The organism is Chitinophaga sancti (assembly GCF_034087045.1).
GTDB classification, from domain to species: domain Bacteria; phylum Bacteroidota; class Bacteroidia; order Chitinophagales; family Chitinophagaceae; genus Chitinophaga; species Chitinophaga sancti_B.
Window position 1 is genome coordinate 6,690,035 of record NZ_CP139247.1, and the last position, 24,027, is coordinate 6,714,061.

Sequence of the window (24,027 nt, forward strand, 5' to 3'; positions counted from 1 at the left end):
AGCAGGGGCTTCTTATTAAGATTTTAGTTCTTTTCTATAGACGACGGGAGATTGCCGGGTATGCTTTTTAAAATAATTACTGAAATGGGTGCTTTCCCCAAATCCCAGCAAGTAAGCAATTTCCTTAATAGACTTCGTAGAATTTTGTAAGAGGGACTTTGCTTCGGCAATCGTCTTTTCTGACACCCAGGTACTGATCGATTTGCCGGTCTTGGTCTTGATCACATTACTGAGGTAATTCGGATGCAATCCCTGCGATGCGGCATATTCCTGTACCCGAAAAGGCTTATCAATCACCCCCCTGCTCATATCCCGGTAATGCTTTTCTAATCCTCTTTTGAAGGTCTTTACGATCTGGGAACTGCGGTTACCCTCATAGATCGGGTTGTAATCCTTCCAGAAAAACTCCTTGATCTTTAACAGCAGTACGACGAAAAGGTTGCCGATCACTTTATTCCGATAGAAAGAAGTGGATTCGTATTCCTTTTTTAGGAGGAGATATAACTGTTCAAATACCGCAAACTCTTCAGGAGGCAGCACTCGTGGTGCCACCGTCTCTGCCAGTAAGAAAGGGAACTCCTCGAAAATGTCCGCATGAACATTTTCTTTCAGGAAGGATTCGCTGAGGGTAATGAGATACACCTCATCCAGCTCCTGCCATTCGAATGACTTAAAATGCCCCGGGTTGGTGAAGTAAATGGTACCCGGCCGGGTAGTGTATATCTGCTCATCTGTTGTATAACGGCCCGTTCCACTCTTTACAAATACAAAAGAGAAGAAATTGACACGGTATACAATAGAAGTATAGGGCAATACCGGATGTATGTCCCTGATATTATGAATCGTAAAGTCGGTTTGATCATCAATAAGATCGGTGGGCAAATTCTGAAAAAGGTATTGTTCTTTTAAGGAGTTAAAAACATGCCTTTCTATATCCTTTTTCATGGGTTGCGATTTAGTCCACGTAGCTCACGATATAAGCATCCTGCTCCTTCGCCTTTTCATAGATAGCTTTCAGCGCCATCAATTCTGTAGCCATATGCTGGGCATTGAATGTAACGCCTTCTTTTTCATCGTCTGTCCATACCTGGCCAGGTTCTATGTCATGTTCATTCAGCTCTGTATGGTCAAACAGCGCGATAATGTTGCCTGGTTCAATAGTTGACAGCAGGTCTGCAATCTCAACTACGGTAGCCGGATCATTGAAATATAACGGTTGCCTGTCGAAGTCAAAATCGTCAGGGAGTTCGTCGATATCGATATTTTCAAAGTCGATCTCCTCTCCTACATATGCTTCAGGGTAAAAGATCTGCCTTACGATAGAGATATCCTCAGGTCTGCTACCTTTGGTAATCAGAAATAATAATCCTTCGAAGGATTTCTCAAAAGTTGTTTTTTCCCTGGCAATGTTGGCCACTGGGTATTCAGGATCGTCTCCTATTTTGGAAAATTCGTTCCTGTCTACGAGAAATAGTGTAGCACTTTGTCCCATAAGAGCGTTTAAAGATTCCGCAAATTTATTTGAAGATATTAACATCTGCCAAAAAAAGCAAAAAAGGATATTTGAGCGGGGGCTTTTATGGCATTTTGTGGGCTTAACCAAAGACAAACGCTTCTGCCTTCGGCAGAAGCGTTTGTCTTTGGGAGGTGGGCCTGCGGCCGGTTAAGTAGATCCGGCAACATTTGAAAGCAAGCCAGCACTATTTTATAATGCCTATTTCGGCGATACCTACATATTGTTTGCCATCCTTAGCTGGCAGTACATGTAAAGGCTCAAACCTGAAGTATCTTGCAGTGACTGGTTTTTCCAGGTCAATCCGTTGTTCGATCGGGTTTGCTTTAATATTAGAAAACTCTCCTTCTTTCTGCAATTCCCAGGTCTTACCATCCTCACTGGTGTAGATCTTATACTTGTCTACCAGGCCTTTATCTTTTAACGGCAGGTAGTTAAAGCCGATCATCTTTAGCGGGAACTGCATATCTACGATCATGCCTTTAGGAGCAATCTTCTTAAAGGTAGACATATCCATCTGTACAGCACTCGTTGCATCCCCGTCAATAGCGGCAGAGAACTTCGTATTCTGTGATTTCCACTGTGTTTTATCAACAATGGTATTTTTGTTCGTAGCGGCAACCTTTACTTCAGGGGCTTTGAACAGGGCCACATCACTGAGACAGATACTCGCAGCACCCTTTGTGATACGGATCCTTACCTTATCGGTCGTTACCATACGCTCGCTACGGATCAGGCGGCAATAACCAATTGCAGTACCTTTTTTCAGTTCTGTCCACTGGTTATTTTCCCAAACATCCACTGCCCAGTCGTCTATACGCTGACCTAATTTAATGTTCTCACGGAGACGGATGACGTTGAATGTTTTTGTACCTGCCAGGTTCAGTACCAGCTCACCGGTGTTCACACCATCTTTTGTACCCCAGTAGGTGTATGGATCATTGTCCAGTACATTCTCAGCAGCATATGCCTTATCCCCGCTTCTTACATCACTGGCCTGCACGGTTGCGCCTGCCGCGAAGTTCACTTTGTACATTTCTTTAATGATATCGCCAAAGCCTTTCAGCGAAGCAACGTCAATTTCATTTACCAGACCTCGTTGATCAGGAGGTACGTTCAGCAGCATGGTAGTACCATGACCTACTGAAGCGAAGTAATGGTTTAGCAGATCCTCCGGTGTTTTCACTTTGCCATCCTCAGTAGCGTGGTAAAACCATCCTGGCCGAATGGAGAAGTTTGTTTCTGCCGGCATCCATTGCTTACCATTGCGGGTACCATTCAGCCCCAGTTCATACAATACCTGTCCCGGTGATGCCACCGCTGAATCCTTATCACCGATGGGGGTGTAAGTAGCCCAGCAAGGGTCGCCGGAGAAACCGGTTTCGGTACCTACCCAGCGTACATCTGGACCTACATCGCTCATGGCCACTGCATTTGGCTGCAGTTCTTTTTCCTGTCTCCAGGTTTCAGGCCAGTTATAATAAGTGTAACGATCGATCTTTACTTCTTTGCGTGCACCACCATAATAACCATCACCACCATTTGCGCCATCATGCCAGATTTCGAATACCGGGCCATAGTTGGTCAGTAGTTCCTTCATCTGTGCACGGTAGATGCGTACATACTCCTGGGTGCCGTAAGCGGCATTGTTCCTGTCCCATGGAGAGAGGTATACCCCAAATTTGATCCCCTGTTTTTTACAGGCATCAGCAAATTCTTTTACCATATCACCCTGGCCGTTTTTCCAGGGGCTTTTGGTAATGTTGTGGAAAGTGGTTTTGGTTGGCCAGAGGCAAAAACCATCGTGGTGTTTACAGGTCAGGATCAAACCTGTGAGCCCTGCCGCCTTAATGCTCGATACGATCTGATCGGCATCGAAGCTGGTAGGATTAAATATTTTCTCGTCTTCGTCGCCATAGCCCCATTCCTTGTTGGTGAAAGTATTAACAGTGAAATGTACAAACGCGTACATATCCATAGCCTGCCATTCCACCTGTGGTGCGGAAGGCAATACGCCGTAAGGTGCAGGTGCACTTACCTGTGCATTGCTACAGCTGGGCCCCAGCATCAGCATGGCAAATGCCAGACTTGCGCCACCTATAAATTTCTTCATGTAGTATTGTGTTTTTTGTTAGACCTGTGTTCACATGAGCTATAAAAATAGGTCGTTTTATCAAGGAATGGAACTATACGGAAAATAGTATTACCTATACTCAAAATAATATGAGGGCCCACATATGCAGGCCCTCATTACAATTCAAATCCTTATCAGTTAAAAGATATATCTAAGCCCCAGCTGCATCTGCCACCTGGATGGCAGGTCAGGGCTGGTGGTAAAGGTCTGTGTTTGCCCGGGGTCAAACTGGTAAATAGCCTTGCCATCGGTATCCTTGCCAGTATAGGCCAATGGCTGGTAATAACCTGTGGTACTGGCGTATTTACGCAATCCCCATTTACTGCTGATCAGGTTTCCGAGGTTCACGATGTCCAGGCTCACCTGAATGGTGCTGGTCTGATCTTTCCCTTTGAAGTTAAAATCCTGCAACAAACGCAGGTCCAGCTGACTAAACCAGGGTGTGGTACCATCATATTTTCCGGTATACTGACCTCTGTGTGAACTAAGGTATTTATCCTGCTGGATAAATCTTTCCAATGCTGCTCCCTGCGCTGCCGCATCCTGTACCGTACCATTTGCATCTGTCAATGTTGCAAAATTCATTTTGCTGATCTCTGACTGCGTAGGTACATACAGGAGGTCGTTTGCTGCAGAGCCATCATTGTTTACATCGCCACCATATACATAGGAGTAGCGGTTGCCGCTTGTCCAATTGCTAAAGAAGGAAATGGTGGTTGCATATTTTCCTTTGCTGTATTCAAACTTCCTGATTCCTGCCAGTGTGATACGGTGGGTGTTACCATACAGTGAGTTCGATTCTCTCGCCTTGTTCGCATTGCCCAATACCAGGTTACGGTCAAATGCATCTCCGGAAATCTCTGCGGAGATTGAGCTTGCATCTTTTGCTATCAGATAGTTATATCCTAACATGAGGAAATAACCTTTGCCAAATGTTTGCTGCGCCTGGAAAGAGGCATTGAATGAGTAACCAATCTTTGTATTGGTAAACACATATGTAGCAGTATTGCCTTTATCGCTTGCCTGGTATACCTCGCGTGTATCACCTGTTCCTGAGTTCAACACACCTGTTGGGGTACCCAAACCATAATCTCTTACCATCATAGCGTTCAGATCTTTTGAATAAGCCAGGTCACCTGTCAGGATCGTACCAATTGGTAATTTATAATCCAACCCGATATTGGAACGCCAGATCTGTGGCCACTTAAAGTTGCGCGCAGTCACATCATAATAACCGGTGAAAGGATTACCAATCTGGTTACCTACCCATACAAACGGGAAACGGCCGGTAAACAAACCGGTACCACCACGTAACTGTACGGTCTTATCACCATTGATATCCCAGTTAAAACCTAATCTTGGAGATACTAAGATCTTACCACTGGGCATGCGGGTATTATCGATTGTCTGACCGGGACCATTCTTTACGGGGTTCCCGTTTTCATCAAATAATGTGAGATCATCTGTATTCGCCACTGTGGGGGAGCCTTCTACAAATGTACCTGCAAAGGTGCCGTCTGCATTGACGTTCGGGCTCTTATAACTTGCTTTGGAAGGATAATACAATGCCTTGTCAAAGCGTACACCATAGGTTAATTTGAAGTTGGATACCGGGTTCCATTCATCCTGTACATAAGCAGAAGCCTGCCCTACAGTGAGGTAATACCAGGTCCACTGATCAGCAGCTGCGCGGTTCTTTGCATAGGATACATTTGCATCATATCCGCCAGCGGCAGCAGAGGTGAGGAAGTCATTGATGTCTACCCCTGAGAAGAGGGTAAACCCAAACCCTGTCAGGTTAAAAGAGTTCCCAAATTTGAACTGTTCGTACGAACCACCAATTGTGATGGTATGCTTAGGCAGAATGATGTTGAAGTTATCTGTCAGCTGTAGTGCATCCTGGTTCAGTACATTATTAATAGAGAATGGTTCATACCCAGCTACGATATAAGGCACGCCATACTTCGTAATATTCAAAGCAGGGAAAGGGGTTGAGAATGGATTACGGTTATCTCTGAAGATGGTATAAACTGCCCTGAATTTATTGGCGTAGGTATCATTGAAGTTAGACTTCAATTCCAGTCCGAATGAGTGCAGTTTATTGACCATTTCATATCCTGAGTTTCTAAATTGCAGGGTAATGGCATCAGGTCCGCGACGGTTGATGGCATTGGGGTGAGCCGTTTTTTCCTGGGAAGCATCCAGGCCATTATAAGTAAAGGCCAGTGAATGTTTATTATTGATCACCCAGTCAATTTTTGCCAGCCATTTATAGTTGCTCCGTTTCAGGTTATAATGTTCGTAAGGTCCTGTGTTATAACCATACTTTGAACTCAGCAGGTCACTCACCGCCTGCAGGTCAGATGCCAGTACGCGGGAAGTGGTGATGTCGCCGGCATTATCCGCAGTTTGCGCAACATATGCACTGGCTTCATCCTTGCGCTGTTCGGATTCGAAGTTGACGAAATAAAACAGTTTGTTCTTTTTGATAGCTCCACCTAATGAAAACCCTGCCTGAAAGGATTCCAGGGTAGGCACAGAAAATTTTTGTCCGTCTATTTTGCTGCCGGACAATGCATCATTACGATAGAAAGCGTAAACGGTACCACTGAATTTGTTGCTACCGCTTTTGGTCACTGTGTTTACACCAGCGCCGGTAAACCCTGACTGGGTTACATCATAAGGTGCGATGTTGATCTGGATCTGATCGATCGCATCGATAGAAATAGGCGTGGCATTGGTTTGCCCGCCGGGAGTAGGAGCATCCAGACCGAAAGGGTTATTGAAAACCGCTCCATCCAGGGAGAAATTGTTGTACTGCCCGTTCCTGCCTGCAAAGGAAATTCCATTGTAAGTAGGAGAAGCAGATGGTGTAAGGCGCAGGTAGTCGTCCGCCGAACGGGAAATGGTAGGCAGCTGGCGGATCTGGGTGTTGGAAATGTTTGTAGATGCACCCGTGCGCTGGTCATTAAAAATGGTAGAGCGACCACTCACCACAACTTCGCTGAGGGTACCTGCGGCTTCAGAAAGACGCAGATCCAGTGAGGTCGTTTGGCCCAGGTTCAGGAAAACCCCGGAAGCAGTTTTAGTCGCGTAACCGGTAAAAGACACGACTACAGTGTAAGGACCTCCTACACGGAGGTTGGGTACAAGAAAACTTCCATCTGATTTGGTAATCAAACCCTTGTTGATACCGGCATCTGACCATGTTACCTGTACAGTAGCGCCGGGTAAAGCCTCCCCGGCCTCGGTTTTTATTACACCGCTCAGGCTGGCGGTCGTTACCTGGGCAAACACACTACTTAATGAAATACAGGCAATTAATAAGCTCAAAAGGAGCTTGTTTAGATTTGGTTGATACATCTTTAAGATATTGGTGAGTAAGTAATGGCTAACATTCAAAGAACAACTACAGCACCATTCGGATAAACATACTATACAATTTACCATAAAAAGTGCATAATTCCACCGCGTTTTCTGCAAATTGTTCAGGCAGGGGCTAGTAGAAAGTATTGCGCCCGGCAAGGGTTCATTCAAACAGCAGAAGGAGATGCGATCAAAGTGGATAAGAGTTTCTGACGAGTGCATCTGTGTTATATGATGCAGTATATGTACCGGGGGGAGCGGATAATGTGATTGCTTTGCAGGATGAACCGGATGCGATTCATTTTCTGAATGAGGCATGGAGGCATTGTAAAGCAATTGCGTTTGATGCAGATGCGGGGCCTGTTTTGGACGGTTTCTATCCTATAATCATTGCCGTGAGGAAGTTGCATTTTGCCCATAAATAATGTCTGGCAGCTGTACCAATAATGCACACAACTGTGCAGTAAGGTCCACACCTGGATTCCCCAAAATTGGTAAAACACAGCAGCACGGGTATGCAAATCGCCTTTGCCGGAATAATTTTTTCTACCATCGGGGGTGGCAATTAAATACAAAATTGCATATGCCACAGCCAGCCAACATTTATTAAATCGCTCTATGGTGGCTGTATCTAAATATTCCGTGATGACTAAAAATACAAACATGCGATCCGCTCTGTAGTATTTATTGATGAGATTTTTGATTTATTCGTGTGGAATCCAATATTCCCATATCAATTAGCATGCCTATTGCTATGTACATGAATTACGCGAACAAAATAAAAATGACACCGCAACGAACTTATAACTGTTAACTATTAGGATTGGCAGTGCTATAAATAATATCTACATTTAAATTTTCTAAACATCAACAATGGCAACAGACATAGCGAAGCTGCTTCAGAAGAAGCAGAAAAAGATTCTGGAAAACTGGATGACCGCTCAGCTTTCCAACGTCAGCCTTAGGGAAGACCTAATGAGTAACGAGGACCTTAGAGAACAATCTACTGAACTATTAGAGACACTTTTAAAAGTATTATCTGAGAAAAATCTCAACAATTTTGAATCTACTGAATTTGAACCTGTTCATGAACTCCTGGCCGGGGTATCTCTTTCCCGTGCTCAACAAGGATTTACCCCTTCCGAAACTGGTGTTTACATATTTAGTCTGAAAGATGCCCTGCTATCAACCTTACTCACTGATTTGAAGGATGATCCGGCTACCCTGGTAGATGGTGTGATCAGAATAGGTAAGCTGATGGACTATCTCAGTGTAGTAGCGTTTGAAACTTTTATCAAGGGAAGAGAAGAAGTTATTCTGCGTCAGACAGATGAGATTGCAGAAATCTCCACTCCTGTGATCCGTGTATGGGATGGTATTCTCGCCCTGCCTATTATTGGCACCCTGGATAGTGCCCGTACGCAGGTAGTAATGGAGAGCCTATTGCAGGAAATTGTGGAAAGTGGCAGTACAATTGCCATACTGGATATTTCAGGTGTGGCTGCTGTAGACTCACTGGTAGCACAGCACCTGATCAAAACTGTTGCGGCTACCCGTCTGATGGGTGCAGAGTGTATCATTAGCGGTATCCGTCCGGAAATAGCGCAAACAGTGGTTCACCTGGGTATTGATCTTTCCAATATTATTACCAAGGCAACACTCGCCAGTGCGCTTAAACAGGCGTTTGGTATGTTGAGACTGAGTGTGAAAAAATTGGAATTCACAAATAAAACAGGCAATTAATATATGGATCGTATTCCTATACTTCGTATGGGGAACCTGTTACTGGTGACCATACAGATAGATCTGTACGACAGGTTAGCGACCAATCTGGAGACAGATCTGGTACAAATGGTAAATAAAACCGAAGCGAAAGGTGTATTAATTGATATCTCCGCATTATCCATCGTCGATTCTTTTATGGGCCGTATTCTTGGTAACATTGGTTCTATGTCCAAAATTATGGATGCCGAAACCGTTGTTGTTGGTATGCAGCCAGCGGTCGCTATTACCCTGATTGAACTTGGGTTGGAACTCAGGGGCGTACATACGGCTTTGAATGTAGAAAAGGGAATGGAATTGTTAAAGGAAAAAATTGGTAATTATGAAGACGACCTAACAGAAGACGATGAAGATAGTACTGAATAAGGACCGTATGCTAATCGAAAGAGAACAGGATGTGGTTCCATTCAGGAATCGTGTGAAGGAGTATGCTGTGAAAATTGGAATGAGTCTTGTGAATCAAACCAAACTGATCACCGCAGCCAGTGAACTTGTCCGCAATATGCTGAAATATGCCAATGGTGGAATTGTGTTGATTGAGGTACTCACCCAGGGCAGAGATAGTGGGATCCGGCTTGTCTTTACCGACAAAGGTCCGGGAATTAAAGATATCCCACTGGCTATGCAAGATGGCTATTCCTCCGGCAAAAGCCTGGGGATTGGCCTACCCGGTACCAAACGGCTGGTCAATGAATTTGAAATCAAAAGTATAGTCGGCGAAGGCACGACTGTTACAATTATTAAGTGGAAGAATGGATAAAAACATACACCTGGCGCTCAACGCATCTGAGCGAAGCTATTTTGCCATATTAAAAAAAGAAATCCATGCCATGGCAATCGCTGGCGGACTTTCTGAAAAGCGGGTTGCAGAGATAGATATTATTGTGGCGGAAATAGTAACCAATCTTGTCAAACATGCAGGTGGTGGTCAGGTACTGGCTAAACTCATCGAGGAAAACGGCGAACAAGGCATAGAACTGATCAGTATTGACAACGGCCCCGGTATGACGGATGTAACCCGGATGGTAGCAGACGGTGTATCTACAAAAAAAACACTGGGGAATGGTCTGGGTGCCATGAAAAGGCTCTCCGATGTATTCCAGATCTATTCTAATAAGAACTGGGGCACCGTCATCCTGATCAGGGTTTTCAATAAGCCACCAGCCAAAGCCTTTAAAACAGAGATCAGATCCGTAATCATTCCTAAACCAGGTGAAACTGAAAGCGGAGATAATTTGTACTCTATAGTAGACAATAACCATGTGAAATTATTCCTGGGAGATGGTCTGGGCCATGGCCCCGAAGCGGCGAAAGCCATGCGGGTAGCCGGAGAAGCATTTATGGCATGCAATCATACTGACCCCGTAGAAATCATCAGGTATATTAACCTGGCTGTGAAAAGAACAAGGGGAATGGTAGGTACTGTCGCAGTTTTTGACCATCCCGCCAGGAAATGGCGCATTTGCGGAGTGGGAAATATTATCACAAAAGTGTTCAATCCGGAGAGCAATAAAAGCTACCTGGCGTACAATGGTATTATTGGGCTCAATGTTCCCAATACACTCAATGTCCAGGAAATTCCTTACGAAGATGGTCAGTATATCCTGATGTCCAGCGATGGTCTCAAAACCCGATGGGATACTTCAAAGTATACATCCATAACGCGATTCGATCTTTCTATTCTATGCGCGTCTCTCATTAAAGACTTTGCACGCCTCACAGACGATATGTCGGTAGTGGCGTGCAAAATAAACTTGTAATCTCATGCACGAACTTGCCCGGGTGACCCTTGAGAATGAAATGGATCTCATACTTGCGCATAAGCGCTCTATGAAACTGGCAGAACTGGCCGGTCTCTCCCTGTCGGCACAAACAACTTTTGCTACTGCCGTGTCCGAGGTGTCAAGAAACGCCATCGACAGCGGCAAAAGTGGTTGTCTCATTTTAAGCGTAGAAAGCGATCTGCGTGAAAAATTCATCGTGGCCTGCCTGAAAAATGAGCAGCAAAACAACGCCCGGGAAGGTCTTGAACATGCAAAAAAACTCGTTAATAAATATAAAGTTTCTACAAATGGTCCGGAGACCAGCATAGAACTGTTCTATACCATCTCTCCCGCTTTCCGCATAGATATACAAAAGCTGGATGAGTGGCGGAGCCTCTTTCGCAATGAACCTTCCATCTCCCCTTACGAGGAACTGAAAAGGAAGAATGAACAGCTGCAGGAACTGTCGGAAAGAGTGAAGAAAAGTGAAGACCAGTACAAAGTGCTCACCAATTCTCTCCCGCTTATGATCTTCTCACTCGACGATCACGGGCAACTGCTCTATGCCAATTACTGGCTGTTACACTACACAGGTCAAAACCTGAATAGTCTCAACAACAGTAAATGGAAAACCATCGTGCATGAAGATGATTATGACGCTTTTTGTCTGCTGTTGCAAAATGATATTACACGGGGTGCCACCACCATCAAGATACAGGCAAGGCTGATGAACAAAAGTACCAGCGATTATCTCTGGCACCAGATCTCACTGTCACCACTCAATGGAGATAAAGACGAGCCCAGTTACCGTATCGGGTTTATGGTAGACATCCATGCGCAGAAAACGGTAGAAGAAACACTGAAAGATAATTATGAATTAAAGCAGGCGGAAAAGAAACTGAAAGATAACCAGCATACACTGGAACAGTATATTGAAGAACTGAACCGCAGTAACCAGGAGCTACAGCAATTTGCTTTTGTCGCGTCTCATGATCTGCAGGAGCCGGTACGAAAATTGTTATTTTATAGTGACTACCTGCTGAATAAATACCAGGCTTCTTTTGACGAGAAAAGCCTGCATTTCCTGAACAGCATACAGGGCGCTTCCCGCAGAATGCGATCGTTGATACAGGACCTGTTACTCTTCTCACAAATCAATAAAGAACAGATTCAGTTCCAGGAAGTTGACCTGAATGCGGTAGCGACAGATGCCTGCCAGGACCTGGAAATAGCTATTGAAGAAAAGAAGGCTGCACTCAATATTCATTCACTGCCAAAACTCTATTGTGACGAAAGAATGATGCGGCAGCTGTTTGGCAATATCATCAGCAATTCATTGAAGTATAGCAAGGATGCCCAGGCACCGCAGGTAGATATTTCTTACAAGCAGGAGAACGGGCATATAGAACTTATATTCAGGGACAACGGGATTGGATTTGATGAAAAATACCTGCCTAAAATGTTCACCCTCTTTCAGCGCTTACATACGCGACAGACGTATGAAGGCACAGGATTGGGACTGGCCATATGCAGGAAGATCGTAGAAATGCACCAGGGTAAAATATGGGCGACCTCAGAAGAGGGATCAGGTGCAACTTTTTTCGTTTCTTTGCCTACACATCCGGTTATTTAATTGCTTGCTTTATGAAATGTGGAAAAATACTGGTTATTGACGACGACTCTGAAGATATGGTTATTATCAGAGAAGCCATGGAAATGATCAATGCTGATAATGTGATGATGTTTGCCGAAGGTGGCGAAAAGGCCCTGCAATTGCTGGAAACGCGCTTTAGCGCAGAACAGGTAGTTCCTTGTCTGATTGTACTGGACCTGAACATGCCAAAAATGAACGGTACACAGACACTGGCAAACCTGAAGGCAGATGACCGCTTCAGGAATATTCCTGTTATCATCTACTCTACCTCTATCAATCCTTTTGAAAAAGCGAAATGTGTCACCTTAGGTGCACATGCATATATTACCAAACCTGTATCTGTCAAAGAAAGCCTGGAAACAGCGCAGGTGTTTCTGAATTTCTGCCAGGCAGATTGATTGTTATTGCGACACTGGCAGCCACACTCTCTCTTATCACTCTTTCCTCTGCTTGCCCAGGCAAAATAAGTATCAGCTTTATCGTAAGTGGTTTAGAGTTATTATTCAGAGGATTGTGCCAATGTGAGTGTCTTAACGTGGCGCATTCCATAGCTTTTCAAGTTGTGCAAATCCGTGAATAGCATGTGCGGGCAATTTCTCTCCTTTTTCTCCAAACACATACATCGCGGCGGGTTGTTCAATAGTTATTCTGGTTTCGTCTGCGGCGGCGATATTAAGTTGTAGATATTTAGCCATAAATTCATATACTGCTTTGCGCTTGTTGCGGCCAAAGTCATGACCTTCTGCAGGCAGGTGTACATTGGATACTTTGCCTGTCTGGCCGTAGTAGCCGTAGATCTTTTGCAGGTAAGGGAAATCGTGTTCGGGCATTTTATCTGTCCAGTCGCCACCATCGCTGACTAACAACTGTGGTCTGGGAGCTGCCATAGCAGCAATTTCTACATTGTCTGTTCTATTGCCGCAACCATGTACGGGCATCCCACTTTCGCAGGGGCAACCACCATAAAAATAAGAACTGATGGCCACTACAGGTGCACTCACTTTGATACGGTCATCAATGGCTGTCATCAATACCGTATGACTACCCGCCCCTGAACCACCTGTAATACCTACTCTGCTGGTATCTGCATTTTTAAGAGACAATAAATAATCAAGTATCCTGATGGTGCCAAGCGCCTGTACACTCATGGCCAGACTACGACGATGATCGGCTTCTTCAAATTGCAACTGAGATTCACCCCATGCGAACAGATCGTAGCTGAAAGCCATAGCCCCCATGCGTGCTAAGGCAGCACAGCGATATTGACAGTCAGGTCTGTATCGCTGATCTTTCCAATGCCCGTCGGGGTTGAGGATCACAGGGATCTTTCCTTTGCTTTTAGCAGGAGCGTACAATGAACCATTCATATATACACCTGGCAATATCTCTATGGCAATGTTACGTACAGTGTATCCATCAAACTTTCTTTCCGCAGTAACGATGGGGGCAGATGCAGGTTTAGGTGGTAATGGAGACAATTGTAATGCCTGCAGGATACAGGGTTGTAATGTTGCTTTTCTGCTTTCCCATTCCTGTTCGTTATGATACTGCGAAGCGATCCGATCCAGCTCAGCCCAACCATCGGCAACAGGCCAGCGGTAGTATTCATAACTGGTGAGGCGGTATTGTTTATCCTTTTCCTTTCTTACTTTCAGATCGAGTGGTGCGAGTACACGCTCGACCGTCGCCTCTGCATCGGGGCGATACCGCCAGTCCGCATAAGTCACATACTTACCTGCTACCTCTGCCTCCGTGTACCGGATTTTGATACCATAGCGGTGCTGGATATCGAGTAGTACATCCTGCAAGGGTTTCTTATATCCACTGTCAGAGTTTTGCTGTGCGTAGGCAAACTGTACCAGTAACAGGCAGAATAGCAATCTTATCATGGGAAAACATTAATAACGTAGTCACAACGATGAAATTAAGTGTCAATCAAACAAATATATTTTATTTGCCTGAAAAATCAAATTACAGGGTAAGTTGTAATGCCTGCGCCGGATCTTTTTCATAGTCGTAAAATATATTTTTCATGCCCATTGGGCGCTCCCCTCTTTTCATACCATTATAATCTTTCTACCAGCTACCCAGGCGGGTACCGTTTAAACGGTTTTCGCAGGCCCTATAAGGCCCATTCCGTTTAAAATCGACTCAGCGTATATCTTTTCCAGGAAATGAGAAATTCAGGCCCGCAAATGAGGTAAAATAAGACAATAAAATGAATAGTGGGAATTACAGTCACGGAAGGGCTCCCCATGTATACTTCACCCATTTATTGATATTTCTTTTACAGTATTCACTCTCCTCTAATCAGGCCGCTCTACCTGCAAGGTTTTTGTTATTACTATTAATTATAAAATGAAATTTATGGCATCTAAAACGATATTATTTATTCATGGGATGTTTCAAAACCCTAAAAGCTGGTCTCATTGGGTAGACTTCTTTACTGAAAGAGGATACACCTGTTTAGCGCCTGCATGGCCGTTGCATGAAGGTGATCCCGTATCATTACGCGAGCAGCCACCTGCAGGACTTGGCGAACTGAGTCTCGACACCGTTGTTGCAGCAATGGAAAGGGTAGTTGCAACACTATCGGAAAAACCTATTGCCATCGGGCATTCTGTAGGTGGTCTGATTGTACAGTTACTATCAGAGAAAAATATGATTGCAGGCGGTGTATGTATCGATTCTGTAGCCCCCAATGCCATGCTGGCTTTTGACTGGGGATTTTTCAAAAACAGTACGCTCATTGCCAATCCATTTAAAGGCGATCATCCTTTTATAATGGACGAACAATCCTTCCATGAATCATTTGCTAATACAATGACGGATGAAAGCTCTAATGCTGCCTTTCGTGCTTTTGCAACGCATGACAGCCGGAATGTATTAAGAGATTGTCTGGGCCGTGCCGGACACGTAGACCTGGATCTGCCGCATTTCCCTTTATTATTTATTGGCGGCAGCGATGACCAGATCATTCCTGCGGAACTGAATAAGAAGAATGCGAAGGCTTATACAGATGATAAGAGTATTACAACATTCAAGGAATTTGCGCACAGGGGGCACTTCATTTGCGGGGAGCCCGGATGGCAGGAAGTGGCAACATATGCGTATCAATGGATTCACGCAAATATCTAATAATAAAAAAGAACTCAATAATAAATAAACCTTTTCAAAATTACTTAATGGACTACCTCCATCAGGTACCCGAATTAAACGAGGCCGTATGTTATTGATGATACAGCCTCGTTTAATTATTTCCTGTGGAGTCGTATTACCTGCATACTCAGTGCATCCAGCGTCATACTTCCTTTTGTTAATTCTGTTTCAATAGAAACAGGTACGCCCCTTTCTTCTTTTAATATTGTCACATTTGCCATTGATTGCAATGCACCAAAAGCTTTCAGGTTGACATTTACTTTAGCGTCTGTACTACCCGCATTTATAATCTTTACAATGATATCTCCTGTCTTTGTATCCTTTACACAGGATGCTGCCAGTGTAGAATCTTTCTTACGGTCAAAAGTCACCACATCACTGATATATACATCTCCTGTATTCATGGAAAACAGCTGTTGTACATAGTAATTCACCGTTGGATATACACCTGTATTGTCAAAGTAGATCAGGTCCGGATTCCAGTTGGCATTTCCTTTCTTTGCAAGCAGTGGCGCATAGGAAGCCATGTGTACCACATCACCGTTTCTTTCCAGGCTGGTCATATAAGCAGCTTCAGAGATAGCATTGATAAACCTGTTGCCTTTAGAAGCATATTCGCCAACATACACTTTTGCTTTTTTCCTGTCATACTTATCATAGCGGAAATTATTCTTCAGGAACCATTCAGGGTCATTATAATAATGCTCATCTACTACCGGTACTTTCAGTTTGTTCACGATCTCCCATCCTTTCTCATAATCTTCCCCTTCAGAGAAAGGACCAGCTGTACCAATGACTGTAATTTCCGGATGTTTTGCTTTCACAACATTATAAATCATGGTGAAGCGTTCTTCAAAACCGGGGGTCATTTTATCTTCATTACCAATACCGAGGTATTCAAGGTGGAATGGCTCCGGATGACCTGCAGCAGCACGCCTGGCTCCCCAGGCAGAAGTAGCGGGACCATTTGCAAATTCTATCAGATCCAATACATCCTGGATATAGGCCTGCATATCCTGCATAGGAATACCTTTCTGACCTGTGCCACCAATCGCCCAGGTGCCACCGGAATTCTGGCAACTCACAGCCGCGGCCAGGATAGGTACGGGTTTAGCACCGATGTCTTCACAGAACCGGAAATATTCAAAATAACCCAATCCCATTGACTGGTGATAGTTCCAGATGTTGCGCTGATCAACACGTGCTTCTAAAGGACCAATGGTATTTTTCCAGTTGTACATGTTTGCGATACCATCTCCATGTACCAGGCATCCACCGGGAAAGCGCATAAATTTCGGGTGCAGATCTGCAATCGCCTGTGCCAGGTCAGCCCTCATCCCGTTTGGCCTGTTTTTGAATGTTTTCTTTGGAAAAAGCGACACCTGGTCCAATGCCAGTTCGCCAATACCTTTTGCGATGATCACCAGACAGGCGCTGTCATCGCTTTTATTCACTGTAATACTGGCGGCATATTTCTGCCAGTTTTTATCTTTTATATCGAAAGTGGTTTCGCCGTAAATATCTCCTTTTTTGTTGCGGAGACTTACTGTGACAGGCATGGCATTGCCAGCAAGTTTATTTGCGAAGAACGATACATCGTACTGTTCGCCTTCTTTTACAGAGATGCCATTAAAACCGTAGTTAGTTAATCCAAGACCTTCCTTTCCTGCATCCTGGATATCCAGTACTACATAATGCGGATTGTTTTCATTGAGCGGTGATTTTGTTTCCACCGATATTTTGCCGTAAGCAAATCCTTTGGGTGTATACTCCCATGCAGTCATTGGATTCCATCCCCTGTGATCCGATCCTGTATATTCAAAAGAACGGTTCTGGATGAGTTCTGCATACAATCCCCCGTCAGCAGCATAGCTGATGTCTTCAAAGAAGATACCGAATAGGTCAGGGCTGATAACCTTCTGTCGTTGGGCAAAGACAGCCGTGGAATAAAGGGCGATGATAAATGTAAATAATGAACGTTGCATATAAATTGTAATCTGCGTTAGTGTTAATATACAACTACGATTTATTAATGAGTATAAAAATCTTTAAATATCATTTTCTTTTTGAATACAGTCTACTTTTCAAGTAATTATTCTGCCCTAAAACCTATATTTATTTACTAACATTTTTAGTATTTTGTGCTAAATTATTTAGTTTTGTGTCAATAGAATTAGAACAGGTTTTCGAAGGTGCTTATTTCTTACAACAGGGAAAAAAGATTAGGATAAAGGGTACAGATCTACCAAATATCCTGCAGGTTATCGATACGCTGGAACCAATATTGATCGAACGCGCTGAATTGTCGCTTTTCCGCTTCTCCACTATGGATAGAAGTACCGGCACAATTCTCCGTTCAACAGCGCTTGGTAATAAGTTTTGGCTGAAGCCTGGCATGGGAGGAAAATGGTTTGTAGGTGTAGACGAAGTCCTGACTTCTGCTTACATCTACTACATTCATCAGCTACAACGGCTCTTCTTTTCCCTCTTTGAAGAACAACTCAGGTATCCCAGTGATGAAGTACCCACTGGCAAATCTGCGAAAAAAACCTACTACTATAAACCTCAGCACCAGGTTGGCTCAATAGTAGTAGAAGCCAATCATCCGCGCATAAAAAAAGGCTATTCCAGGAAAGCAATCCTGGAGCCTGTGCCGGATGAATTGTACTACCTCACTTCCGACATGCGGTTGCTGATCCGGTCCAAACGATTGGGATACGCCATCTGGGAAGTAGTAGAAAGTCCGCCACTCTTCGTGCATGACGGCAAACCCTGGGGCCTCCAACTGGCAGCAGGTAAAACCGTCACCGAAGAGGAGACGGCAAAAGCAGGGAAGTGGCTGCTGGACCATCTGATAGGAAATGAAGTGAATTTTTCTTAAGCAACAACGGGGACAAACTCAAAATAACAAAGGGAATAAAACAAACGACCGGTAATAAAGAACTTTGCAGCACCCTCAGGCTGTATATCTCAAAATAACCACGCAATCTCATTCAACATGAACCATTCAACATCTTCATCGTAAGCTCATTTTTGAGCTGCATCCATGCCAACGCAGAAGGATGATCAGCGTGCATTGTTTCTAAACGACAAGTCTGCACTCACTGTGTGCAGCAGCTATAGCTATGCCATCACCTCACTTGTGTCAGTTAGGAGTACTCCGCACCCCGGATTACCCCTAACTGCGCGGGTGGCTTGCTCACAGCCAACGAGCGTTTTCATTTTTTTCACGAAAGTAGTCGATCGACAACTTTTTATTCTCCAAAATGTGACCATTTTTCACCTGGAATGTCTGAACTAAAAGTAATATTAAAAGAGCTCGGCGGAAAGATCAAAGCAATTCGTAAGCAGAAAAGAATGACCCAGCTGGATCTCGAAGTTTCTTCCGGTGTACATGCCGGAGATATTTCGAAAATAGAAAATGGCATGAAAAATCCAGCTGCAACTACGCTCATCAAATTAGCTGCTGCACTCGAAGTTGAGCTGAATGAATTTTATCCTATCAAGAGGAGTGAATATTAATTGTCTGGCTGACAAGTTCTTAAATTATTAAGCCTTTTCCCTCAAACGATCGCTCCGCGATCGCGAAACCCTGCTGTTGTCAATGACAACAGCGGGGTTTCTCATTTCACTCAGCTTTTTATTACATTTGGTCAGCCACGTAATGATATGACTTTACTACCCGAAAGCCGCCAGCAAGACCTTTCATTCCATGACCTCCGCCTGGAATCCAACTTTGAAACCTTCTTCAGGGTACTTTACCCTCAACTCTGTGTATACTGCAAAATCAAATACAACTTCAACATGCACCTCGCCGAAGACATCGTAAATACCTCCTTCTCCAAACTATGGGAAGCCCGCCATACCCTCAACCCGACCCTCTCTGCCAAAGCATATCTATTCAAAATAGTTAACAACCAATGCCTTAACACCCTCAAACACCAAAAGGTACAGGATCAGTATACCCAGGCCCAGCTCAATGCAGCTGATCCTTTGACCGCCACGGACGATCTCGACCTCAAACAACTCCGCGATGCCATCGACATAGCCATTGCCGAACTACCTGACCAGATGCGAAAAATATTTGAACTCAACCGCCACGACGGACTTAAATACTCCGAAATAGCAGCACTACTGCATTTATCTGTCAAAACTGTAGAAACCCAGATGAGCCGGGCACTACTAAAACTCAGGAAAAAACTGGCCGCCTTTATCCACTAAAAAATATTTTTACTCCTTGTAGGGGTAAAATTGCTCTCACTTGTATTAATACCCGAGCGCATGGAAAATACAATCAACGATAAACTCCTGACCAGGTACCTGGCAAATGAGGCCACCGCCTCCGAAAAAGCCCTCGTCGAGCGCTGGATAGCACTCAGCTGGGAAAACCGCCAATACCTGGATACCCTCCGCCAGGCATGGGAACTCGCTGATGCCAGGCAGACACTCGATTATGTGCTGGATGAAATGAACATGGACGAAAAATGGACACAGTTCAAACAGTCAAAGGGGAAAAGAGTATCATCCAAAAGACCGGTCGCTATATTGGCCGCCGCCGCTGCCATCTGTCTACTCATTGTCGTTAACTGGCAATGGATCGATAAAAGACCACCTACCAATATTGCGCTGTCAACCAGACCTGTTTTGCATGACAGCCTGCATCATGCTACGAACACCACCGGTATACCCATGAAACTCACTATGGGAGATGGTACCGACATCCTGCTGGCTGATCAAAGCGCACTTACCTGGCGGGAACCATTCACCCACAACCGCGCGATCAGTATGACAGGAAAGGCATTTTTCCAGGTAACAAAAGACGACCAGCATCCATTCACAGTGATCAGTGGAGACATTGCTACGACAGTATTGGGAACGGGTTTCGAGGTCAATACATTTCATGATATCAGGGTCAGATTATACACTGGCAAGGTGATGATCACTTCTTCCAACACAGGAAGAATGAAGAACAAAGTATACCTCTCTCCCGGACAAGAATTTATTTATGGCAACCGGATCATCGTGCGCTCTTTCCTGCAGAACGCCGCTTCTGCTACGAGAGACAATCATCCTGCAGAAGATCCGTACATCGTTAATGGCGATGAGAACAACTGGTATATGTTCAACAACCAATCACTGGAAGAAGTGCTGAATCAACTCGAAGCGCTCTATAAGGTGAGAATTATTTATAATAGATCCGATATAAAGGATATCTATTTCACGGCCAGATATGAAAGAACAGAATCACTTGCATCAATCTTAGCACGAATTGCAAAATTGAACAACTTTAAGATTACCGACAATGATAGCGTTATGATAATTAGAAAGTAAAACCCGTATACATATTTTCCACGTATAGCCCACCGTATCAGTCATACCGATTGATAACAGGGCTGTTGTTTCCTGATAAAACTACAATGCTGTATGAAATGTAAGCAACCCTGGACCCGGGCTTCCATGATAGCCCTGATCTTCCTACCCTTATGGACCTTTGCGCAAACAAAAATGAGCGACGTAAAAGGGATCGTTCACAGTGAAGATAATCATCCCGTAATAGGCGCCACCGTTGTGATCCGCAACACAAAAAGCAATTTCACCACCGGCGCAAAGACTGACACCGCTGGTCTGTTCAATGCCAGCGTACCTGCCGGTGGCCCATACCTTTTTACCATTACCAGTATCGGTTTTGAGCCAAAGAATTATTCCGGTTATCAGCTCAGACCCGGTACTACCTTTACGCTGGACGTATCACTCAAGGCTGCTGTCGGCTCGCTGGACCAGGTGGTGGTAGTAGGTTATGGCACCCAGCGCAAATCCAGTCTGACCGGTGCTGTGGCCTCTCTCAATACAGAGAACCTGCAGCAACGACCTGTGACCCGGGTAGATCAGGCACTCATTGGCCAGATGGCCGGTATCTCGGTGAAACAAACAACTGGTACCCCCGGCAAGGCTTTCAGCGTACAGGTAAGAGGTGCTGCTTCTATCTCTGCCGGCAATGAGCCTTTGTATGTGATAGATGGTTTTCCATTGTCTACTGCGGCTCCCGGCTCTGCGGGCAGCTTTGGCAGTGGAAATCCACTGGATAATATCAACCCTGATGATATCGAATCCATACAGGTCTTAAAAGACGCCGCTTCTTCTGCCATCTACGGATCCAGAGGCGGCAATGGGGTAGTGCTCATCACTACCAAAAGAGGGAAAACCGGTAAGGCAGAAATCAGTTTCAATGCCAACGCAGGTTATTCAAAAGCTGTAAAAAAACTGGATGTGCTCAGTGGTAAAGAATGGATAGACAGAGCAACTGAAATGATCAATCAACAATGGGTGAACTCAGGCGCTAACAGGACTGCGGCACAGCGCAACGATGAGAGAAGAACACTCCTTGGCTTACCTGCCGGTGGTATTGACATCAACTATATGACGGATGATCGCTGGACACAACCCAACTACGGTGGTTTGAAATTCATCGACTGGCAGGATGAAGCATTCAGACAAGCTTCTTTACAGAACTACCAGTTATCTGCCAGAGGTGGTACAGGCACGCTGAATTATTTCCTTTCCGGTAATTATACCAAAACGGATGGCCTGGTGAAAAAGACGGATTATACCTTGTATTCCGTACGGGCCAACTTCGAAGTAAAGGCGAATGACAGACTCAAACTGGGATTGAACATCAACCCCTCCTACTCTATCACCAATGATCCCGGTGTAGAAGGGAAAGACAATATCCTGCATCAACTGGTATCAGCTACCCCCGTGCAGCTATTCGATGCAGAAAATGTAAACGTATTCACCTACGACCGTTATCCATGGTCCGTTTCCAACAATAGCCCGGTAGCTAAGCTGCTGTATTTTATTGGCGCAACCAGGCGTTTCAGAACATTGACCAGTCTGTATGGTGATTATGAAATAATGAAAGATCTACAATTTAAGACGACCGTAAACCTCGACAATACGGATAACACATCAAAGACTTACCAACCCAATGGTGTCACTGTATCCTCTTATTCTACAAGGCTTGCATCTCCCAATGCCGGTACGTATGGAGCACTGTCACAATACCGTCGTCAGACATTCGTCAATGAGAATACTTTTAACTACAATCACAACTTTGGGCAAGCGCATGACGTATCATTGCTGGCAGGTTTCTCTTACAACAGTGATTACCTCTACGCCAATCTGGAAAGATCTTCAGGTGGCTTCAACTATAGTAACATCACCACACTCAATGGCGCTGTAGCGATCACAGGTAATAGTACAGAAACGCAGAACAAACTGCTCTCCTTCTTTGGCAGGGCACAATATGCATACAAAGGGAAATACCTGTTGTCTGCCAGCTTGCGTCGCGATGGTTCCTCCCGCTTTGGTAACAATACCAAATGGGCCTTATTCCCCGCTGCTTCTGTAGGATGGAATGTAACAGACGAACCATTTCTGCGCAATGTAAAACCATTGAATAACCTGAAACTCCGTGTGAGCTATGGTCAGACCGGCAACTACAATATCGGGGATTATGCCAGCATAGCATTGCTCACGGCCGCCAATGCATCACTGAACAATACATCGGTAGCAGGTCAAACACAGGGCTCAATTGTGAATCCTGATCTTACATGGGAGAAGAGTCAGACCATCGATGGAGGTATTGATTTTGGTTTCTTCAATAACCGTCTCACAGGTTCCATCGATTACTATAACAAAATTACATCCAGTCTGCTGCTGAATGTGCCCATTCTTGCCACCACAGGTTTTCAGACCTACCTGAGCAATGCAGGAAAAGTGAAAAACAATGGATGGGAGTTCGAACTAAATGCGAAAGTCATCAGCACGAAAGACTTTAGCTGGAACCTGGGCGGGAACCTGACCCTCACTAAAAACAAACTGGTAGCATTGCCAAACGGACAAACACAAATCGTAATTCCATCCAGACTGGGCGATGCAGCAGTACATAGCATACTGAAAGTAGGTGAGCCGATTTACAGCATCTATGTATTAAAAAGGATTGGTGTATTGAGCCAGGAAGATATTGACAAAGGCGTACCCCTGTACACCAGTGAAACAGCTGGCGATCCAAAGTATTTTGATGCCAACGGCGACGGTGTGATCAACAGTAGTGACCGTGTGATAGCAGGCAAGCCCAGTCCTGATAAGATATGGGGCGTCAACAGTACCTTCCGGTACAAAAACTTTGACTTCGGATTGCTGGTACAGGGACAAAGCGGTGGCGCCATTTACTCTTTACTGGGCAGGGCCATCAACCGTGTCGGTATGAGCTCTCTGGAAAATACCCTGGGCATTATGCGGGATCGCTGGCGCTCTGCCGAAGAACCGGGTAATGGCATTACCAGTAAGGCAGTGACCAGTACGACCTACATCGCTAATACCGACTGGTTATATTCCTCCAACTATTGGAGAGTACGCAGCATCACGCTGGGTTATAACCTTGGCAATGCATTGAAAGCAAAACAGATCAATGCCGCCAGGATATACATCACGGCCGAAAACTACTTTGGTCATGACAGATACTATGGTGGATTTAACCCTGAAGCTGCCAACACCGATGTAAGCGGAAGCACCTCCTTCCCCGAAGCGGGCGACTATGGCGGTCTACCACTGCCCAAATCACTGATATTCGGCTTAAACATCACCTTTTAATCAC

At 44.7% G+C, this 24,027-nt stretch carries 19 protein-coding genes; 13 read left to right on the top strand and 6 right to left on the bottom strand.

Annotated features, from left to right (window positions below; all coding sequences use genetic code 11):
* Positions 1-15: 15 nt before the first annotated feature.
* The 4 genes from SIO70_RS26810 to SIO70_RS26825 all read right to left on the bottom strand — a co-directional run bounded on the left by SIO70_RS26810 (position 16) and on the right by SIO70_RS26825 (position 6,980).
* Positions 16-945 (bottom strand): AraC family transcriptional regulator, encoded by a 930-nt coding sequence (locus tag SIO70_RS26810; protein ID WP_320576005.1) that lies wholly within the window; start codon positions 943-945, stop codon positions 16-18.
* 10 nt (positions 946-955) lie between these two features.
* The gene (locus SIO70_RS26815; RefSeq protein ID WP_320576006.1) at positions 956-1,492 is read right to left on the bottom strand and encodes a DUF1877 family protein; all 537 of its coding nucleotides are present in this window, start codon (positions 1,490-1,492) and stop codon (positions 956-958) included.
* A gap of 208 nt (positions 1,493-1,700) precedes the next feature.
* On the bottom strand, positions 1,701-3,626 hold the full coding sequence (locus tag SIO70_RS26820; protein ID WP_320576009.1) for an alpha-L-fucosidase: 1,926 nt from the start codon (positions 3,624-3,626) through the stop codon (positions 1,701-1,703).
* Between the two features lie 159 nt (positions 3,627-3,785).
* Positions 3,786-6,980, bottom strand: a complete 3,195-nt coding sequence (locus SIO70_RS26825; protein WP_320576011.1) for a carboxypeptidase regulatory-like domain-containing protein — start codon at positions 6,978-6,980, stop codon at positions 3,786-3,788.
* A 257-nt stretch (positions 6,981-7,237) separates the two neighbouring features.
* Between SIO70_RS26825 and SIO70_RS26830 the strand changes: the two genes are divergently transcribed.
* The 7 genes from SIO70_RS26830 to SIO70_RS26860 all read left to right on the top strand — a co-directional run bounded on the left by SIO70_RS26830 (position 7,238) and on the right by SIO70_RS26860 (position 12,610).
* Positions 7,238-7,438, top strand: a complete 201-nt coding sequence (locus SIO70_RS26830; protein WP_320576013.1) for a hypothetical protein — start codon at positions 7,238-7,240, stop codon at positions 7,436-7,438.
* Between the two features lie 448 nt (positions 7,439-7,886).
* Positions 7,887-8,756 carry an STAS domain-containing protein gene (locus SIO70_RS26835; protein WP_320576015.1) on the top strand — a complete coding sequence of 290 codons (870 nt, stop codon included), beginning with the start codon at positions 7,887-7,889 and terminating at the stop codon, positions 8,754-8,756.
* 3 nt (positions 8,757-8,759) lie between these two features.
* Complete coding sequence (locus SIO70_RS26840) at positions 8,760-9,161, top strand: STAS domain-containing protein (protein ID WP_320576017.1); 402 nt, start codon at positions 8,760-8,762, stop codon at positions 9,159-9,161.
* Complete coding sequence (locus SIO70_RS26845; protein WP_320576019.1) at positions 9,142-9,555, top strand: anti-sigma regulatory factor; 414 nt, start codon at positions 9,142-9,144, stop codon at positions 9,553-9,555. The genes SIO70_RS26840 and SIO70_RS26845 overlap by 20 nt, the downstream gene beginning before the upstream one ends.
* A complete protein-coding gene (locus tag SIO70_RS26850) occupies positions 9,548-10,555 on the top strand; it encodes an ATP-binding SpoIIE family protein phosphatase (protein WP_320576021.1) in 1,008 nt (335 codons plus the stop codon). Before SIO70_RS26845 ends, SIO70_RS26850 begins: the two co-directional genes overlap by 8 nt.
* A 4-nt stretch (positions 10,556-10,559) precedes the next feature.
* Positions 10,560-12,191 carry an ATP-binding protein gene (locus tag SIO70_RS26855; RefSeq protein ID WP_320576022.1) on the top strand — a complete coding sequence of 544 codons (1,632 nt, stop codon included), beginning with the start codon at positions 10,560-10,562 and terminating at the stop codon, positions 12,189-12,191.
* A gap of 11 nt (positions 12,192-12,202) precedes the next feature.
* Positions 12,203-12,610, top strand: coding sequence for a response regulator (locus tag SIO70_RS26860; protein WP_320576024.1), 408 nt, complete (start codon positions 12,203-12,205; stop codon positions 12,608-12,610).
* 132 nt (positions 12,611-12,742) lie between these two features.
* Here SIO70_RS26860 and SIO70_RS26865 read toward each other — a convergent pair whose 3' ends face one another.
* A complete protein-coding gene (locus SIO70_RS26865; protein ID WP_320576026.1) occupies positions 12,743-14,101 on the bottom strand; it encodes an acetylxylan esterase in 1,359 nt (452 codons plus the stop codon).
* A gap of 478 nt (positions 14,102-14,579) precedes the next feature.
* Between SIO70_RS26865 and SIO70_RS26870 the strand changes: the two genes are divergently transcribed.
* Positions 14,580-15,350: an alpha/beta hydrolase gene (locus SIO70_RS26870; protein WP_320576028.1), complete on the top strand. Its 771-nt coding sequence runs from the start codon at positions 14,580-14,582 to the stop codon at positions 15,348-15,350.
* Positions 15,351-15,466: 116 nt separating this feature from the next.
* Here SIO70_RS26870 and SIO70_RS26875 read toward each other — a convergent pair whose 3' ends face one another.
* Entirely contained in the window at positions 15,467-17,356 is a 1,890-nt protein-coding gene (locus SIO70_RS26875) for an alpha-L-arabinofuranosidase C-terminal domain-containing protein (RefSeq protein ID WP_320576030.1), read from the bottom strand.
* 176 nt (positions 17,357-17,532) lie between these two features.
* Here SIO70_RS26875 and SIO70_RS26880 point away from each other — a divergent pair, with 176 nt between their 5' ends.
* The 5 genes from SIO70_RS26880 to SIO70_RS26900 all read left to right on the top strand — a co-directional run bounded on the left by SIO70_RS26880 (position 17,533) and on the right by SIO70_RS26900 (position 24,023).
* Positions 17,533-18,252, top strand: a complete 720-nt coding sequence (locus SIO70_RS26880) for a hypothetical protein (RefSeq protein ID WP_320576032.1) — start codon at positions 17,533-17,535, stop codon at positions 18,250-18,252.
* 407 nt (positions 18,253-18,659) lie between these two features.
* Positions 18,660-18,893: a helix-turn-helix transcriptional regulator gene (locus SIO70_RS26885; protein ID WP_320576034.1), complete on the top strand. Its 234-nt coding sequence runs from the start codon at positions 18,660-18,662 to the stop codon at positions 18,891-18,893.
* A 147-nt stretch (positions 18,894-19,040) separates the two neighbouring features.
* Positions 19,041-19,592, top strand: a complete 552-nt coding sequence (locus SIO70_RS26890) for an RNA polymerase sigma-70 factor (RefSeq protein ID WP_320576036.1) — start codon at positions 19,041-19,043, stop codon at positions 19,590-19,592.
* Positions 19,593-19,652: 60 nt separating this feature from the next.
* Positions 19,653-20,702 carry a FecR family protein gene (locus tag SIO70_RS26895; RefSeq protein ID WP_320576037.1) on the top strand — a complete coding sequence of 350 codons (1,050 nt, stop codon included), beginning with the start codon at positions 19,653-19,655 and terminating at the stop codon, positions 20,700-20,702.
* A gap of 93 nt (positions 20,703-20,795) precedes the next feature.
* Entirely contained in the window at positions 20,796-24,023 is a 3,228-nt protein-coding gene (locus SIO70_RS26900; protein ID WP_320576039.1) for a TonB-dependent receptor, read from the top strand.
* Positions 24,024-24,027: the final 4 nt, after the last annotated feature.